17 protein-coding genes and 1 tRNA gene are annotated in these 17262 nt (G+C 44.0%); 2 read left to right on the top strand and 16 right to left on the bottom strand.

From position 1 onward, the window contains the following. Positions 1–9: 9 nt before the first annotated feature. Positions 10–1662, top strand: a complete 1653-nt coding sequence (locus EII14_RS02090; protein ID WP_124930919.1) for an MFS transporter — start codon at positions 10–12, stop codon at positions 1660–1662. A gap of 254 nt (positions 1663–1916) precedes the next feature. On the opposite strand, the gene EII14_RS02085 is transcribed toward EII14_RS02090, so the two are convergent. The 3 genes from EII14_RS02085 to map form a co-directional block, all read right to left on the bottom strand. Then, on the bottom strand, positions 1917–2441 hold the full coding sequence (locus EII14_RS02085) for a CinA family protein (RefSeq protein WP_124930918.1): 525 nt from the start codon (positions 2439–2441) through the stop codon (positions 1917–1919). A gap of 125 nt (positions 2442–2566) precedes the next feature. Then, entirely contained in the window at positions 2567–3589 is a 1023-nt protein-coding gene (tsaD, locus tag EII14_RS02080; protein WP_124930917.1) for a tRNA (adenosine(37)-N6)-threonylcarbamoyltransferase complex transferase subunit TsaD, read from the bottom strand. Between the two features lie 39 nt (positions 3590–3628). After that, positions 3629–4486, bottom strand: a complete 858-nt coding sequence (map, locus tag EII14_RS02075) for a type I methionyl aminopeptidase (protein ID WP_124930916.1) — start codon at positions 4484–4486, stop codon at positions 3629–3631. 304 nt (positions 4487–4790) lie between these two features. Between map and EII14_RS02070 the strand changes: the two genes are divergently transcribed. Next, a tRNA-Pro gene (locus EII14_RS02070) sits at positions 4791–4863 on the top strand. 63 nt (positions 4864–4926) lie between these two features. Here the strand turns inward: EII14_RS02070 and gmk are convergent. The 13 genes from gmk to atpD form a co-directional block, all read right to left on the bottom strand. Then, positions 4927–5490, bottom strand: a complete 564-nt coding sequence (gmk, locus tag EII14_RS02065) for a guanylate kinase (protein ID WP_124930915.1) — start codon at positions 5488–5490, stop codon at positions 4927–4929. A gap of 56 nt (positions 5491–5546) precedes the next feature. Beyond that, positions 5547–6431, bottom strand: a complete 885-nt coding sequence (locus EII14_RS02060; protein WP_124930914.1) for a YicC/YloC family endoribonuclease — start codon at positions 6429–6431, stop codon at positions 5547–5549. A 66-nt stretch (positions 6432–6497) separates the two neighbouring features. Further along, on the bottom strand, positions 6498–8267 hold the full coding sequence (aspS, locus tag EII14_RS02055) for an aspartate--tRNA ligase (protein WP_124930913.1): 1770 nt from the start codon (positions 8265–8267) through the stop codon (positions 6498–6500). Between the two features lie 808 nt (positions 8268–9075). Next, a complete protein-coding gene (locus tag EII14_RS02050; protein WP_124930912.1) occupies positions 9076–9738 on the bottom strand; it encodes a phosphatase PAP2 family protein in 663 nt (220 codons plus the stop codon). A 261-nt stretch (positions 9739–9999) separates the two neighbouring features. Next, positions 10000–10863, bottom strand: a complete 864-nt coding sequence (locus tag EII14_RS02045) for a F0F1 ATP synthase subunit gamma (protein WP_124930911.1) — start codon at positions 10861–10863, stop codon at positions 10000–10002. Between the two features lie 122 nt (positions 10864–10985). Beyond that, positions 10986–12569 (bottom strand): F0F1 ATP synthase subunit alpha, encoded by a 1584-nt coding sequence (atpA, locus tag EII14_RS02040; protein ID WP_124930910.1) that lies wholly within the window; start codon positions 12567–12569, stop codon positions 10986–10988. Between the two features lie 23 nt (positions 12570–12592). Then, on the bottom strand, positions 12593–13135 hold the full coding sequence (locus EII14_RS02035) for a F0F1 ATP synthase subunit delta (RefSeq protein ID WP_124930909.1): 543 nt from the start codon (positions 13133–13135) through the stop codon (positions 12593–12595). Between the two features lie 9 nt (positions 13136–13144). After that, entirely contained in the window at positions 13145–13609 is a 465-nt protein-coding gene (gene atpF / locus EII14_RS02030; RefSeq protein ID WP_370241715.1) for a F0F1 ATP synthase subunit B, read from the bottom strand. An 81-nt stretch (positions 13610–13690) separates the two neighbouring features. After that, a complete protein-coding gene (gene atpE / locus EII14_RS02025; RefSeq protein ID WP_124930907.1) occupies positions 13691–13933 on the bottom strand; it encodes an ATP synthase F0 subunit C in 243 nt (80 codons plus the stop codon). A gap of 52 nt (positions 13934–13985) precedes the next feature. Continuing rightward, a complete protein-coding gene (gene atpB, locus EII14_RS02020; protein WP_124930906.1) occupies positions 13986–15062 on the bottom strand; it encodes a F0F1 ATP synthase subunit A in 1077 nt (358 codons plus the stop codon). Then, on the bottom strand, positions 15059–15457 hold the full coding sequence (locus EII14_RS02015; protein WP_124930905.1) for a hypothetical protein: 399 nt from the start codon (positions 15455–15457) through the stop codon (positions 15059–15061). Before EII14_RS02015 ends, atpB begins: the two co-directional genes overlap by 4 nt. A 3-nt stretch (positions 15458–15460) precedes the next feature. Further along, positions 15461–15715 carry a F0F1 ATP synthase subunit epsilon gene (locus tag EII14_RS02010; RefSeq protein WP_124930904.1) on the bottom strand — a complete coding sequence of 85 codons (255 nt, stop codon included), beginning with the start codon at positions 15713–15715 and terminating at the stop codon, positions 15461–15463. A 6-nt stretch (positions 15716–15721) separates the two neighbouring features. Next, positions 15722–17251 carry a F0F1 ATP synthase subunit beta gene (gene atpD, locus EII14_RS02005; protein WP_124930903.1) on the bottom strand — a complete coding sequence of 510 codons (1530 nt, stop codon included), beginning with the start codon at positions 17249–17251 and terminating at the stop codon, positions 15722–15724. Positions 17252–17262 lie beyond the last annotated feature (11 nt).

Below are 17262 nucleotides of genomic sequence, written 5' to 3'. Positions count from 1 at the left end.
AATAATCTCATGAACACTCAAATCAAAACTCTCAGAGATTCCGAAGCCATTCGCTGGACGGCTCTGTTGCTTTTAGCCTTTGCCATGTTTTGTTCATACATTTTTATGGACATTCTTTCTCCCATTAAAGATCTCATGCAGTCCACACGAGGTTGGGATTCCACGGCATTCGGTACGATGCAAGGCTCTGAAACTTTTCTCAACGTATTTGTGTTCTTCCTCATTTTTGCCGGAATCATTCTCGACAAAATGGGAGTTCGTTTCACCGCTCTGCTATCAGGAGCGGTCATGCTCATCGGAGCCACGATCAATTGGTATGCCGTAACAGATACGTTTCAAGGCAGCGCACTTGATGTGTGGTTCACCAATAACCTCAATTATATTCCGGGGTTTGATGAATTGGGCATCTCTCCTTTCTATCTCGGCATGCCCTCTTCGGCCAAATTTGCTGCTGTCGGTTTCATGATTTTCGGTTGTGGTGTTGAAATGGCCGGAATCATGGTGTCGCGTGGAATAGTGAAGTGGTTCAAAGGTCGCGAGATGGCTCTTGCCATGGGGTCGGAAATGGCATTGGCACGTTTGGGAGTAGCAACTTGCATGATTTTCTCTCCGATGTTTGCCCGCCTCGGCGGCGTGGTCGACGTTTCGCGCTCAGTGGCTTTCGGCGTAGTTTTGTTAATGATCGCCATGATTATGTTTGTCGTTTATTTCTTCATGGATCGCAAACTCGATGCCCAAACCGGTGAGGCAGAAGAGAAAGACGATCCTTTCAAGATCAGCGATCTCGGAGCAATTCTCAAAAGTAGCGGTTTTTGGTTGGTGGCTCTCTTGTGCGTATTGTATTATTCGGCCATTTTCCCCTTTCAGAAATATGCGGTCAATATGCTGCAATGCAATCTCAGTTTCACCGAGGTATCGCCCGATAGTTTTTGGGCGACCAATACCGTAACAATCATTCAATATCTCATCATGCTTGTCGTTGCCGGAACCTCTTTTGCCAGCAACTTTGTACGTAGAAGCCTCAAATGGATTTTACTCTCCGTTACCATTATCGCATTGATCACTTTTTGCTACATGGGGTACATGCGTCAGTCTGCGGCTACGGTCTTTTCCGTATTCCCCTTGTTGGCCGTCGGTATCACCCCCATACTCGGCAACTATGTAGACCATAAAGGAAAAGCCGCCTCCATGCTCATTGTCGGCTCGCTTCTTCTCATCGCTTGTCACCTCACTTTTGCCTTTGTGCTTCCGGCTTTCAAAGGAAACAATGTAGCGGGCATCATCACTGCCTATACCACCATCCTTGTTCTCGGTGCTTCTTTTTCTCTCGTACCGGCTTCTTTGTGGCCGAGTGTTCCCAAATTGGTCGATGCCAAAATCATCGGATCGGCCTATGCACTGATATTCTGGATTCAAAACATCGGTCTTTGGCTTTTCCCAATGCTTATTGGAAAAGTGCTCGACAAGACCAATCCCGATATTATTTCAGCTATTGATACAGGCCGAATGACAGCCGAAGAAGCTGCCGTTTCTTACGACTATTCTGCTCCTTTGCTTATGCTCGCCGGTCTTGGAGCGGCTGCCCTCATTTTGGGTGTCGTTCTCAAAATCGTAGATAAGAAAAAAGGGCTCGGTTTAGAAGAACCGAACATCAAAGCTTGACAACGAAAGGCAGCAAGCCAATCGTAGAGATCTCTGCCCCTCTTCTCAAAATAGCTCAATCAAGACATATAATAACTTGACAAACTGAATGTTTTAGAGAGTTATGGTTTTACTTCGGTTTCTCGTTATAAAGGATGAGAGATGAGTGCCGAAGTTAGAAAAAGCTCCCGAAGAAATCTGTATCAAGAATTCTTCGGGAGCTTTTGGACAGATACAGGAACTTGTTCCTATATCGCGAGAATGTTTGCTTCTTTTTAGGAATTCACCTCGTTGGGTTCGCAAAAATCTTCTTTCAAGAAATCGAGAAGAAGATGTATGGCAACATTGGTGGCCGAAGCCAGATTTTTATCTCGTCCGTTGTCTTCTTCAAGCATAGTGGAAACAACGCGCTCCGAATTACCGACGGCAATCCAAATTGTTCCGACCGTTACCGCATTTTTTCCATTTTCGGCACCGCCGGGGCCGGCAAAACCACTGATAGCTACGGCATAGTCGCTTTCGAAAAGGTCAAGAGCACCCTTCACCATTTGGGTGACAACCTCTTCGCATACGGGACTTTTTTCTTCGATCACGGAAGCATCCACTTTCAGAAGATTGGTTTTGACTTCATCGGCATAGGCGATCAAACCGCCTTTGAAATATTGTGATGAACCGGGAACGGTGGTAATAACACTGGCAATACGACCTGCCGTGCAGCTTTCTGCAACCGAAAGGGTTTTGTGATTGCGCCAGAGGATTTCGTTGATTTCCTTGCTGGTTACTTTGAGATCTAAGTCCATTTTTAGAGTTGTTTTTGAAATGAAGAGTATGGGGATATTTGTTCCGTGTGATAAACCATTGACGGCACATAAAATAGTAAGAACTATTCAGAGAAAAATATATTGTAGAGAAGGTTTAGGTGCGGTTAGAAGACAGTGCGAGAAAAAGCCGGTTTATCCAAAGAGCAATATTCTCCATCCAAATAGCGATAATGCCCGGTGATGGCAATCATGGCTGCATTGTCTGTGGTGTAAGAGAATTTGGGGATATAAATCTTCCAAATATTACGTTCCTCCATCGCTTTGAAGGCATTACGCAAGGCTGTGTTTGCACTCACCCCGCCCGATAGAGCAACATGGCGAATGCCTGTGGCCTTCGAGGCTTGAATCAGCTTCTTCATCAATATATCGACGATGGTTGCTTCGAGGGAAGCAGCCAAATCGTTTTTGTTTTCCTCTATGAAATTGGGATTTTCGGCCATTTTATCGCGCAAAAAGTAAAGAAAAGAGGTCTTCAATCCGGAGAAGCTATAATCGAAACCTGCAATGTTGGGCTTTGAGAATTCGAAAGCCTTCGGATTGCCTTTTCTTGCCAATCGGTCGATAATGGGACCGCCGGGATACCCCAGCCCCATGACTTTGGAGCATTTGTCAATGGCTTCTCCGGCAGCATCGTCGATGGTTTGGCCGAGAATTTCGAAATCGTTATAAGCATTGACTTTTACAATTTGAGAGTTGCCGCCACTGACCAATAGGCATAGGAAAGGGTAGGGCGGATCGTCGTGCTGTTCATCTTCCGTATGGATGAAATGGGCTAAGATATGACCGTGCAAATGATTGGCTTCGATAAGGGGAATTCTTAAAGAGGCTGCCAAACCTTTTGCGAAACTGACGCCGACCAAGAGACTGCCCATAAGGCCGGGCCCCAAGGTGACGGTGATTGCAGACAGTTCCTCTTTGGTTACATTAGCTTGTTTCAACGCGGCATCAACCACGGGTACAATATTTTGCTGATGTGCCCGACTGGCAAGTTCGGGAACAACGCCACCATACATTTCATGCACGGATTGAGAAGCGGTGACATTGCTCAGGAGTATGCCGTTGCGCATAACAGCGGCCGAAGTGTCGTCGCAACTGGACTCTATGGCCAAAAGAATGGTTGGTTTCATATATTTTAGAAAGAGGGATCGCCTTGTGTTTTTATCGGATTAATGTGTGAGGATTTCTACGCCGGTTTCGGTGATGAGCAAAGTGTGTTCCCATTGTGCGGATGGAAGCTCGTCTTCGGTGACGACAGTCCAACCGTCGGCTTCATCTATAAACACGTGACGTTCTCCCATATTAAGCATGGGTTCGATAGTCAGTACCATCCCCGGAACCAGCAACATTCCTTTATGTCGGGTGTCGTAGTGATCCACCGTCGGTTCTTCGTGAAAGGCATTTCCCGTTCCATGTCCGGCCAATTCCCGTACGACGGTGTAACCGTTGGCATGAGCATGGCGGCCGATGGCTTTACCGATTTCTCCGACAAAAGTCCAAGGTTTTGCAGTTTGTATGCCAATTTCGAGGCATTCCTTGGTGACTTCCACCAAACGTTTAACCTTCGGATCTACATTGCCGATCATAAACATGCGCGAGGCATCGGCATAATAACCATCTTTGATAGTAGTTACGTCCACATTGATAATATCTCCGTCAAAAAGTTCTTCTTCATCGGAGGGAATACCGTGGCATACTACTTCGTTGATGCTAGTGCAACAACTTTTTGGGAAACCTTCATAGTCCAAACAGGCAGATATGGCACCATGGTCTGCGGTATATTGAGCCACAAGTCGATCGATGTCTCCCGTTGTCATTCCTTCACGGATTTCAGTCGTAAGCATATCCAATATGCCGGTATTGACGATACCTGCTTGTCGAATGCCCTCGATTTGTTCGGGAGTTTTGATCAGATTGTTTTGAGGTACAATGAAACCTTTATCTTGATAACTAAGTATTTTTAAGTCGAAATCTGTCGGAACAGCTCCTATGGGTACTACCCAATTCTTTTTTTGGCGTTTTACCATATATGTGCAGGAATAAGCTTATTGTTAGTGGCAAAGTTACAAAAAAACGACGTAATCAACGAAGCTGTATAACATTAAATGGATTTTCGGAAGCCATGGTGCTTAAAAAGGAACTCGGAAAATACTATTCAAAAGAATAGCATTGAGAGCGTTGAGAGGATTTTTCCGCTCTATTTCGTTTATCTGTCGTTGTTTGAGCTTGATACTCCCTTGAGTCTGCCTTGAATGTTTCTATGTCAAGTTTCTTACTCTTTTGTTGGCTATCATATTTCTTTTTTGTATTTTTGCAATCGATTTTAAGGAGCGGGGCGTAGCGCAGTTGGTAGCGCACCTGGTTTGGGACCAGGGGGTCGCAGGTTCGAATCCTGTCGCCCCGACATAAAAACAAGCATGGTATTTTTCAAGAAAATATCATGCTTGTTTTTATCATGTATGTACGTTTATTGATCAAGGAAGTCAGTAACAGCCTTGGATATCTGCTTTTTGGCTTCTTCAAGATCATCATTGATAATGATCGTATCGAATTGTGGAGCGAAACTCATCTCATATTCCGCCTTGTCAAGGCGCATTTGTATTGCTTCTGGCGTTTCTGTGCCTCGACATTCGAGGCGTTTGCGCAAAGCCTCGATAGAAGGGGGCTGAATAAAGAGGCTCAAACAGCGGTCGGCGTAGTGCCGCTTAATGCTCAATCCTCCTTTTACATCAATATCACAGATCACGTTTTGTCCCTCTTCAAGACGAGAGTCTACCTGCTGTTTGAGTGTTCCATAGAACCGATCGGCATAAACTTCCTCATATTCAAGAAAGTCGCCGGCTTCGATATGTGTTCTGAACTCCTCAGGAGTGAGGAAGAAGTATTCCACTCCGTGTTGCTCGGATCCTCGAGGAGGGCGACTGGTTGCACTAATGGAAAAGTGAAGATTAAGACCTCTTTCAATAAGGTAGTTGACAAGTGTGCTTTTCCCCGAACCCGAAGGTGCAGAGCATACGATTACTTTTTTCATGAATAAATATGGTCTATAAAGGAGTACTGATGAGTTAAATGCCTCTGTTTGCACAACTACATCACGTTGAGCACTTGTTCTTTGATTTGCTCTAATTCATCTTTCATTTTCACCACAATGTTTTGCATCTCTGCTTGGTTGCTCTTAGAACCGGTGGTGTTGATTTCCCTACCCATTTCTTGGGCAATAAATCCGAGTTTCTTACCTTGGCCTCGTCCGTTTTCCATGGTTTCCCGGAAATAGGCAAGATGATTGGTAAGCCGTTGCTTTTCCTCGTTGATGTCTAATTTCTCAATGTAGTAAATCAGTTCTTGTTCAAGGCGATTCTTGTCGTAGTCGATACCGGTGAGTTCAGTAAGTCGCTCTTCAAGTCGGATTTTGATCTTTTCTACACGACTTTGCTCGAAAGGTTCGATACTGCGCATGAGGGTTTCAATTGTAGAAATGTTTTTTTGGAACTTCCGTTCCAAAGCCTCCCCTTCTTGTCGGCGAAAGAGCATAACCTGCTGAATGGCTTGACGTACCCCTTCTTCCACCACAGCCCATTCTTCTTCATCGAGCTCTTCGATGGTGGAAGGTTGGGTGATTTCCGGTAAGCGAACGAGGAGATTCCATATTTCTGTGGGCGAAGGCTGTTCGAGCTCTTCTATATGCTTACTGATTTCGCAAATTTGACGAACATAAGAAGCGGCAATTTCGGTATTGATTATCCCCCCGGACTGTTCGCCTCCCTTCTCGCACCAAATGGAAACATCGATTTTTCCCCGTTCCAATTCGGCGGCGATCATTTTTCGGATGGCTATCTCTTTTTCTCGATAGAGTGGGGCGATACGGGTATTGAGGTCAAGTGCCTTGCTATTTAGAGATTTGATTTCGACATGTATTTTCTTTCCATTGAAAGTCGTATCGGCTTTGCCGTAACCTGTCATTGAGTATATCATAAACAATCGGGTTAAAAGCAAAATGCACCCCGACGCGAGGAAGGAGTGCAATTCGCTTTTGGGATTTTACTTTTGTTCGATAGGAAGTAGGTTGAGATGCAGTTCGTCGAGTTGTTTTTGATCAACAAACGAGGGAGCATCGAGCATGACATCGCGCCCTGAGTTGTTTTTGGGAAAAGCGATGCAATCACGGATGCTGTCAAGGCCGGCAAAGAGGCTTACGAAGCGGTCAAGACCATAGGCCAAACCACCATGGGGAGGAGCACCATATTTGAAGGCATTCATGAGAAAACCAAATTGTTCCTGAGCTTTTTCGGGAGTGAAGCCGAGCACCTTAAAAATCTTGGCTTGTAGTTCCGCGTCATGAATACGGATCGAACCTCCTCCGACTTCCACACCATTGCATACCATGTCGTAGGCGTCCGCCAATACTTCTGCAGGAGAGGTTTCGAGCTTTTCTATGTCGGAAGGTTTGGGCGAAGTGAAAGGGTGATGCATGGCCATGAAGCGATTTTCTTCTTCGCTATATTCAAACATCGGGAAATCCACGACCCAAAGAAGAGCAAACTTATTCTTATCCCGAAGTCCGAGACGATCTCCCATGAGAAGGCGAAGTTCACAGAGTTGCCGACGTGTCTTATTGGCGTCATCACCACTGAGAATAAGGATCAAATCGCCTTTCTTGGCTCCCATCGTTTCTTTAAGACGGTTGAGCACTTCGGGAGAATAGAATTTGTCTACCGAACTCTTGACGCTACCGTCTTCTTGCACACGGGCATATACAAGGCCTTTTGCGCCGACTTGTTGGGATTTCACAAAGTTTGTGAGTTCATCGATTTGTTTACGGGTATATTCGGCGCATCCTTCGGCACAGATTCCGCCGATATAGACAGCGTCATTAAACACCGTGAAATCTCCTGTTCCCTTCAAAGTTTCCATCAATTCTACAAATTCCATGCCGAAGCGCATGTCGGGTTTATCGCTTCCGAAACGGCGCATGGCTTCATGCCATGAAAGGCGAAGGAAAGGAGCATCTCCAAGATCGTGATTGCGGACTTCCTTGAATAAGTATTTTGTCAGCCCTTCAAAGGTGTTGATGATGTCATCTTGTTCCACATACGACATTTCGCAGTCGATCTGTGTGAATTCCGGTTGTCGGTCTGCACGGAGGTCTTCATCTCTGAAACATTTGACGATTTGGAAATAGCGATCCATTCCTGCTACCATGAGCAACTGTTTCAAGGTCTGCGGACTTTGCGGCAAAGCATAAAAACGTCCGGGATTCATGCGAGAAGGAACGATAAAGTCGCGTGCTCCTTCCGGAGTGGAACCGACAAGAACGGGAGTTTCGATTTCAAGAAAATCAAGACTGTCCAAATATCTACGCACCGCCAAACAGAACTTATGGCGCAGCTCGATGTTGGCACGCACATTGTTGCGACGCAGGTCTAAGTAGCGATATTTCATACGCAAATCATCTCCGCCGTCCGTGTTATCCTCGATGGTGAATGGAGGAACGTCGCTGGGGTTGAGAATATTGAGCGTTTCAACGATGATTTCAATATCCCCGGTGGGTATTTTGTCGTTTTTGGAATATCGTTCGCTGACATTACCGGTGGCTTGAATGACAAATTCGCGACCGATTTTATTGGCTTGGTTACAGAGTTCCGCATTCATTTCTTCGTTGAACACGAGCTGCGTAATGCCATAGCGATCGCGCAGATCGACAAAAGTCATTCCTCCCATTCTTCGAAGACGTTGTACCCATCCGGAGAGTGTGACGGATTGACCGACATTGCTGATGCGGAGTTCACCGCAGTTGTGAGTTCTATACATGGTGTATCTATTTTTCTTGGTGTCACAGAGAAAAACTCCGTGATATGTGTTTCTCAACTGGAAACCAACAGTAACGACAAATTGAAAAAGAGGCTGAGGGGCTTCTTAATGAATTGCAAAAATACAAATTTATATGTTTTGGGCAAAAAACACCGTACCCGTTTTTCGGCTCATAGGATAAAGATACGAAAAAAGAGGAAACTGACAGAAAAAGAAGTTTTGCGGAGCCTCCTATTTTGTGCTTATATTGGTTATGAGAAACCATTTACCTCTCTAATGCGCGATTGTTGAAAAACATACATTTCTTATTGAATGTGTTTGATTTCCAATAGTATATAAGTGTATGTTGTATTTCTTTTCTATATCGAGAGGGCTATTAAATCGTTGATTATCATCGAAATATGAATGTAGACGGATTTTCCAAAAACCTACACTGCCTACATAGTTGTGATTTCGGACATTTGTATGCCTACCCGATGTCCTGTGTAGGTTGTACCAATAAATGTAGTTTTTTTTGTATTGTCTACATTCGCAACAGATTATATATCTGCATATTGAAGGAGAAATGTAGGATATGTAGGTAAAAAAAGAAAGAAGTCTTGATAGAGGCAGAAAGATGCTTTCTCAGAAAGTATCGACAAACTTTCTTTTCGGTGCGTTCAAATATTCTTTTTAACGTGCCGGCACACATTTGGCAAGGAGGTCGTACAAACGGAGTAACGAGTAGAAAAAACTATTACTGAGGTAGTTTGTGCAGACGTTCCGGTAGTAGCAGCAGAATAAAAAGCATTTTATCGGACATCTACAATTAAAAGTATAATTGCCAAGGTATGGCAAGAAGAAGCAAAGTCAGCCAAAATGAAAGAGGAATATAGTCCAATGTCGCGGAGGCATAGGCCCTGACGTTTGCTTTTGGCAACAGATAAAGATATAGGCGGTAACACCCAAGAGCTATCACAATTCCAAACAGAGCACCGACCAAGACATCTCCGAAATAATGTACTCCCAAATAAACACGCGTCCAGCAATTAAGCACTCCCCACAGAATTAAGCAAAGGGTTGCGGAACGATGTCGAAAGAGCAAGGAGAGAAACGTGCCGACAAAAAGGGTATTGGAAGCATGAGAAGAAAAAAAACCATAGGTTCCTCCTCTATATCCGTTAACGATATCAATCTGATCTATTAAAAGAGGGTCGTGAGAGGGTCTTAATCGAGCAACCCAAGGCTTAAAAACCGAAGAGGCAACTTGATCGGCAATAAATAGCCCTAAGATTAAAAAAAAGATGACCAAAAGAAAACTGCGAAAATCATGCTCCCGAAAAATGACATAGAGCAGGGAGGCAAAAAACAGTATCCAAGTAAAAGTTTTGGTGGCTAAAAACGCAAAACTATCCAGATACAAAGAATCACTTCCATTCAGAAACAATGTTATGCTTTGGTCTAAATTATCGAGAAACAGCAAGAAATCCATTGATAAAGAGTTCTATAAAAAGATAGTTGTAGAAGAAAGAATGGCAGGAAAGCCGACGATATAATTACATAACGAGTAGAATTATCAGCCTCAGAGCTAAACAATTCTACTCGTTATGTAGTATTTAATAAGTGGGTAGGAGTTTCATGGAGCTTTTATATCACTAACATTTTCCATAAATGAAACCGATGTCTATGCTTTGGCAATGATCATTGTGAGTTATAAAAACGCCAAGTCATAACTTCCGTTCATCTGAGGGAACTATTGTAACGAACCTCCGACAATATCAAGCAGTTCCGCAGTAATGGCCTGCTGTCGTGTCTTATTGTATTGCAAAGTCAATTCACGAAGCAATTCATCGGCATTGTCTGTTGCTACCTGCATCGCTATGACACGAGCGGCATGTTCGGACGCGAGATTGTCGAGCATTGCGGAATATAATTTCAGATGAAGAGCTTTGGGAATAAGATTTTCTATCATTTTTTGTAGAGAAGGCTCTATGATATAATCACTTATCCCGGATGTGCTTTCCATAACTTCTAACTTGACAGGCAGAAATTGTTCCGTTGTCAGCACTTGGCTGCCTGCACTTTTGAAGTGATGATACAAAATCTCCACACGATCGATCTCTTTGGCAGAATATTGACGCATCAGCTCGGCAGAAAGTGCCGCTATGGGAGCATACTGAGGTTTGTCCAAGATTTCGGAAAGCTCCTTTTCGATGGAGAAATTCATTTTCTTCGCAGCCTCAGTCACTTTTTTGCCGATAGGATAGAGATGCGCAACTTCTATCCCTTGTGCGCGGTAATCTTCTATTGTTTGGCGCATCTGTTTAATGACATTGCCATTAAAACCACCGCAGAGGCTGGAATTCGATGAAAACACCACCAAAGCGACTCTTTCGATTTTGCGTTCGACAGAAAATTGAGAAGAAACCTCGCCTTCCAATGAAGCGACAAACGCAGACATCATTCCGTTTAGTTTCTTCTCATAAGGACGCATTCGTTCAATGGCGTGTTGAGCATGATGAAGTTTGGAACTTGCCACCATCTTCATGGCACTCGTTATTTTACGGGTGTTATTGACAGAGGCTATTCGAGTTTTCACTTCTTTTAATGAAGCCATAACAGAATGATTTATCGATATTTATTACGTTTAGAGAGAAGAGTTTCAGATCGTTTGCTCCCTTATTTTACGCGTCGCAGGATGACGCAGTCGCACGTTATGCCAAGAGAAGTTTTTCGTGGTTATTGATAAAGAGCCGAAACATCGGCGGCAACTTTTCGTATTGCGTTCTCAACCTCTTCGGAAAGCAAACCGGCAGACAGCGAGGCCAATATCGTATCGGAATGTGAGGCACGCAACACATTGAGAAATTGCTCCTGAAAATCGCGCACTTTGTTTAATGGCACTGTGGTAAGCAAGCCTTTCGTGCCGCAATAGAGAATTGCTATCTGCTCTCCTACGGGCATCGGACTATATTGAGATTGAATAAGGAGTTGATTGTTCTTTCTTCCGCGATCGATAGTCATGGCCGTCACAGAGTCCATATCTCCGGAAAATTTGGCAAAAGCCTCCAACTCACGATATTGTGCCTGATCAATTTTTAGTGTTCCAGCCACCTTTTTCATGGATTTGATTTGCGCCGATCCGCCGACACGGGACACGGAAATACCGACATCAATAGCAGGGCGGAAACCTTGGTTGAAAAGGTTTGTATCCAAGTATATCTGTCCGTCTGTGATAGAAATAACATTGGTCGGGATATAGGCGGAAACGTCTCCGGCTTGTGTTTCAATGATAGGAAGGGCAGTGAGCGAACCGCCGCCTTTTACTTTTCCTTGCAGCGATTCGGGAAGGTCATTCATCTTCTCAGCCACTTCTTGTTGGTCATTGATTTTTGCGGCACGCTCCAAAAGACGAGAATGAAGGTAAAATACATCGCCCGGATAAGCCTCACGTCCCGACGGGCGACGCAAGATCAGAGAAACTTCGCGATAGGCAACAGCCTGCTTGGAGAGATCATCGTAAACGACAAGTGCATGCTTGCCACGGTCGCGGAAAAATTCACCGATCGCAGCACCGGCCATGGGAGCATAATACTGTAAAGCCGCCGTTTCAGCCGCCGTGGCCGATACGATAATGGTATAATCCATCGCCCCTTTCTCTTTCAGCGTATTCACGATGTTGGCCACAGTCGATGCTTTTTGTCCGATGGCAACATAAATACAATACACGGGATCGCCGGCTTCATAATTGTGGCGTTGATTGATGATCGTGTCAATGGCTATGGCAGTTTTTCCCGTCTGTCGGTCGCCGATGATGAGTTCACGCTGTCCGCGACCGATGGGGATCATCGAGTCTACACTTTTCAGACCTGTTGCCAATGATTGGGTGACAGGCTGCCGATAGATTACTCCCGGAGCTTTGCGATCAAGGGGCATAAGAAACTTTTCTCCTTCGATTTCGCCGGCACCGTCCAAGGGTTTTCCTAGCGGGTCTATTACGCGCCCCAACATGTTTTCATTGACCATGATAGAAGCTACACGACCGGTTCGTTTTACTCTTTGACCTTCTTTAATTCCTTCGGAAGAGCCTAAGAGCACGGCACCGACATTGTCCTCTTCCAGGTTCATGGCCACGGCCATCACTCCGTTGTCAAACTCTATCAGTTCGTTTTCCGTAACTTTGGTCAGACCATAGATGCGTGCCACACCGTCTCCAATAGTCAAGACGACACCAACTTCTTCAAACTGTACATCAGTGGCCAAATCATGCAGTTGTTGCAGAAGAACGGCAGAAACTTCACTCGGCTTAATATTATTGGGCATAATGATAATACTTTGTTAGGAATTTATTTCAAATCACGACGCAAATTTTCAAGCTGTCCCCGTAGACTCGCATCCAATCGATAGTCGTCATACTCTAAGATGAAGCCGGCCTGTAAAGTCGGATCCACGTTGGTATTAAGACATACTTCTCTATTTGTGCGTGCTTTTACCAAAGACAGTAAACGCTCCGTAACGCGCTCTGTTGCAGGAGTGGCTAATGTGAGATGTGCATTGACAATTCGCTTTTCCTCTTCGTAAAGACGTACAAACGATGTTGCAATGAAGTGCATCATTTCTGCACGCTTCTTTTCTACGACCAACCGGATAAAACGCTTTGTACTCTCTGCTATTTCTTGTTTCTCCTCTGCACAAGCCATGCTGAGCAATGATATTTTTTGCTCATTTTTGAGAAGGGGGTTTTGCAAAGTTACATTCAAAGCTGCGACCTGTCGAAAGCTCCGATCCAGTCTTTGCATTTCGGAATAAACTGTTTTTTCCTCATTCTTCTCCACAGAAAAGCGGAAAAGAGCTTTTGCGTATCGTGATGCAACGATTCCAATATCCATTGCGTGTATTTAGGAGTTGGTTTCTTTTTCTATATCATTGAGTACGCCAAGAATGAAAGATTCTTGCTCTTTTTCTTTTTCGAGTTCTTTGCGAATCACCTTCTCAGCTATCTTGATAGACAAATCGGCCACTTGTGAGCGTATTTCCCGCAAGGCATTGGTTTTCTCTATTTTAATTTGAGCCTTTGCCTCTTCAAGGATTTTACTGCCTTCTATTTCGGCCTTATTCTTGGCCTCCTTGATAATTGCGTCACGAGTTGCCGCCGCTTCTTTTAGTATTTCAGCTTGTTTTTCACGAGCTTCACGAAGCATTTGTTCACTCTCGGTCTGAATTTCTGCCAACTTTTCATTGGCTGTTCTTGCATTTTTCAGGCTCTCGTCTATAAATTTCTTGCGAGCTTCAACCATATCGGTGATCACCGGAAAACCAAATTTGGCCAAGATAAAGAAAACCACGGCAAATGCAATGAACATCCAAAAAAGGAGTCCGAAATCAGGAGTGAGAATGGAGGGCAAATTCAATGACTCCATAATGATAAATTTATTTTCTCAGTTTTATTTAATAAGGAATGCACAAGCTGCAATAGCAAACAGAGCAGCTCCTTCGACAAATGCAGCAACGATGATCATGCTGGTCGTGATTTTACCCGAAGCTTCCGGCTGACGCGCCATGGCTTCCATTGCCGAACTTCCGATTTTACCGATACCGATACCGGCACCGATTGTGGCGAGACCGGCGCCGATTGCAGTGCCGAGTTGTGCAAGTCCGGTAGTTGCTTCCAAAAGAGATAAGATCATAGTAGTAAGTTTTTAAAATGGTTTGTTGAATTATTTATTGTGCTATTTATATTTATTCTTTGTGATGTTCCGGTAGGGAAAGACCGATAAACACAGAAGATAGTATCGTAAAGACATAGGCTTGTACAAAAGCGACAAGGAGTTCGAGGAAATTCAAGAAGACCATGAGCAGAGCACTAAATACGGTAAAGATAGATCCCGTAACAGAACTTATTTGCCAAGTCAGAAATATCACAAAAGTAAAAGATAAAATGATCGCGTGTCCGGCCATAATGTTTGCGAAAAGACGGATCATCAACGCGAATGGTTTTGTGAAAATCCCGAAGACCTCGATAATGGGCATAACGGGTGGAATTTTCAGCCATAAGGGAACATTAGGCCAAAGAATTTCTTTCCAATACTCCTTATTGCCAAATAAATTGACAGCCAACATCGTTCCTACGGCCAGAAACAAAGTGACGTTTATATTGCCCGTAACATTGGCTCCTCCCGGAAAAAACGGAATCAGCCCCAACAAATTATTTACAAAGATAAAAAAGAAAACCGTCAGCAAATAGGGGGCGTAACGTTTATAATGTTTTTCTCCGATTGATGCCTTGATGACTTCGTCATTTATATTCATGACCAACATTTCCATCATTCCGACAAAGCCTTTGGGGGCATCGCTTTGCGGATCCCGCTTCTTATACCACCAAGAACAATACAAGAAAATAGCGGAAAGAATCAATACCACCAACCATATCTCCACCACATTTTTGGTAATCGATATGTCCCAAGGCCTTATAACTCTACCGTCAGGTAAACGTTCGCAGATTTTGTTATGGTGTTGTGGAGAGAGGAAAAAACCTTTATAATCTCTACCATGTAAGGCTGCTTCATGTAAACGTGAACTGCTGAACACGTGCCAACCGGAAGTATCTCCCTTTACAATGATAGGAAGAGGAATTGAAATGTGATGTTCATTCCACGTGGTGATATGCCATTCGTAAGCATCAGAAAGATGCTCTAAAACAAACTCCGAAACATTGATTTCTTCTTTCTTGGAAATATCAGAGGCGTTGGCCGCAGAAAAACAGCCAAAACAAGAAAGCATGAAGATGAAGAGAGATGTTCTAAGTACAGAAATCATGAGGTATGAACTTTTTGTTTGTTTTCTTTTTGTCTGCACCATGTGGAGTAGAGTAGTGTGGCAAAATACAACACCAAGACATTTACGAACACAATGGTGAAATCAGAAGTGGTTTTCCACTTAAAATAGAAAAGCAGACCGGCCGTTAATAAAAGACGAAGTAAAGAAAACAATAAATTGGCTCCAAGATAGTAAGAAGAGGATTTTTCCAATGCATGGATTACGAACATCTCCATTAAAGAGAACGCAAAAAATGCAACAGAAAGGACGATGAGTTCCCATGCAACTTGTTCTACTCTGATAGCGGCAACGCTCTGTTCTATCATCAACAGAGTTGGCGAAAGCAACAGAAAGAGCACGGCAAGTGTGAATACTGATCTTAGACGCTTCAACATATATTATAACGTTTCTACACAAAGTGTGACTTCATTATCCTTCACTTCAACAAACCCTCCGGAAATACTGATTTCAAATGCATTTTCTCCTTCGCAAACAACACTTCCGGGTATTAAAGTAGATATGATTGAGGCATGATTTTTCAAAACCTCAAAACGTCCTTTTTCTCCCGGGACAAACAGGCGTTCTACCAATCCGTCATAGAGTGTCCGTTCCACGGATACAATGACAACGTGTAGTTTTTCTGGTTTGGGCATATTACATTAACCTTTTGCGGCAGACAGAATTTTGTCTCCTTTCTCAATGGCATCATCAATCGTTCCAACGTTTAGGAAAGCCTGTTCGGGCAAGTGATCCACTTCGCCATCAAGAATCATGTTGAATCCTCTTATAATTTCTTCAATGGAAACCATCACACCTTTTACGCCGGTGAATTTTTCGGCCACAGTGAAAGGTTGCGACAAGAAACGCTGTACACGACGTGCACGGTTCACAATAAGCTTGTCTTCATCAGATAATTCATCCATGCCGAGAATGGCAATAATGTCTTGAAGTTCTTTGTATTTTTGAAGAATTTGTTTTACTCGTTGTGCACAATTATAATGATCCCAACCGATTACATTAGGATCTAAAATACGCGAGGTCGAGTCCAAAGGATCTACTGCGGGATAAATCCCCAATTCTGTTATTTTACGTGAAAGAACCGTCGTAGCGTCCAAATGTGTAAAAGTGGTGGCGGGTGCAGGGTCGGTCAAGTCGTCGGCAGGAACATAAACGGCTTGAATAGAGGTGATAGATCCGTTCTTTGTGGACGTAATCCGTTCTTGCATCGCTCCCATCTCCGAAGCCAACGTCGGCTGATAACCCACAGCCGATGGCATACGCCCTAATAAAGCAGACACCTCAGATCCGGCCTGAGTAAATCGGAAGATATTGTCGATAAAGAAAAGTATGTCAGTCGATTTCCCGCTTTCCGATCCACTATCTCTGAAAGACTCTGCGATAGAAAGTCCGGAAAGAGCCACGGAAGCACGAGCTCCGGGAGGTTCATTCATTTGTCCATACACCAATGTGGCTTGGCTCTTCTTGACCTCTTCATAATCCACCTTGGAAAGATCCCACTCTCCACGCTCCATAGCTTCGAGAAATTCATCGCCGTATTTGATAACACCGGACTCTATCATTTCTCTCAACAAGTCATTCCCTTCACGTGTACGTTCACCAACACCGGCAAAGACAGAGAATCCATCATGTCCTTTGGCGATATTGTTGATCAATTCCATGATTAGTACAGTCTTTCCGACCCCTGCACCACCGAAAAGTCCAATTTTTCCTCCTTTTACATAGGGTTCTAAAAGGTCAATGACCTTAATCCCCGTATACAGTACTTCTTGACTTGTTTTAAGTTCTTCGAATTTGGGTGCTTCTCTATGTATCGGATAAGCATTTTCGGCTTTCGACAAACCTTGCAAACCATCAATGCTTTCACCTATAACATTAAGCATTCTACCTTTGATTTGCTCTCCGGTAGGTACGGAAATAGGAGTTCCGACAGGCCTTACTTCCAAGCCGCGTGCAAGACCGTCTGTGTTATCCATGGCGACAGTGCGAACTGTGTCTTCCCCAATATGCTGTTGCACTTCCATTACGATCACTCTCCCATCGGGGTGAGTCACTTCAAGGGCATCATGGATACGAGGCAGCACTTCTTCGGAAGTACCTTTTTTTGTAGAAAAGCAGACATCGACGACGGGACCGATGATCTGAGAAATATGTCCGATTGTTAGATTCATGTTATTGCATT

The organism is Alloprevotella sp. OH1205_COT-284 (assembly GCF_003859795.1).
GTDB lineage: Bacteria > Bacteroidota > Bacteroidia > Bacteroidales > Bacteroidaceae > Alloprevotella.
The sequence above is the reverse complement of the archived record's forward strand: the minus strand, read 5'-3'. Positions and strand labels throughout refer to the sequence as shown.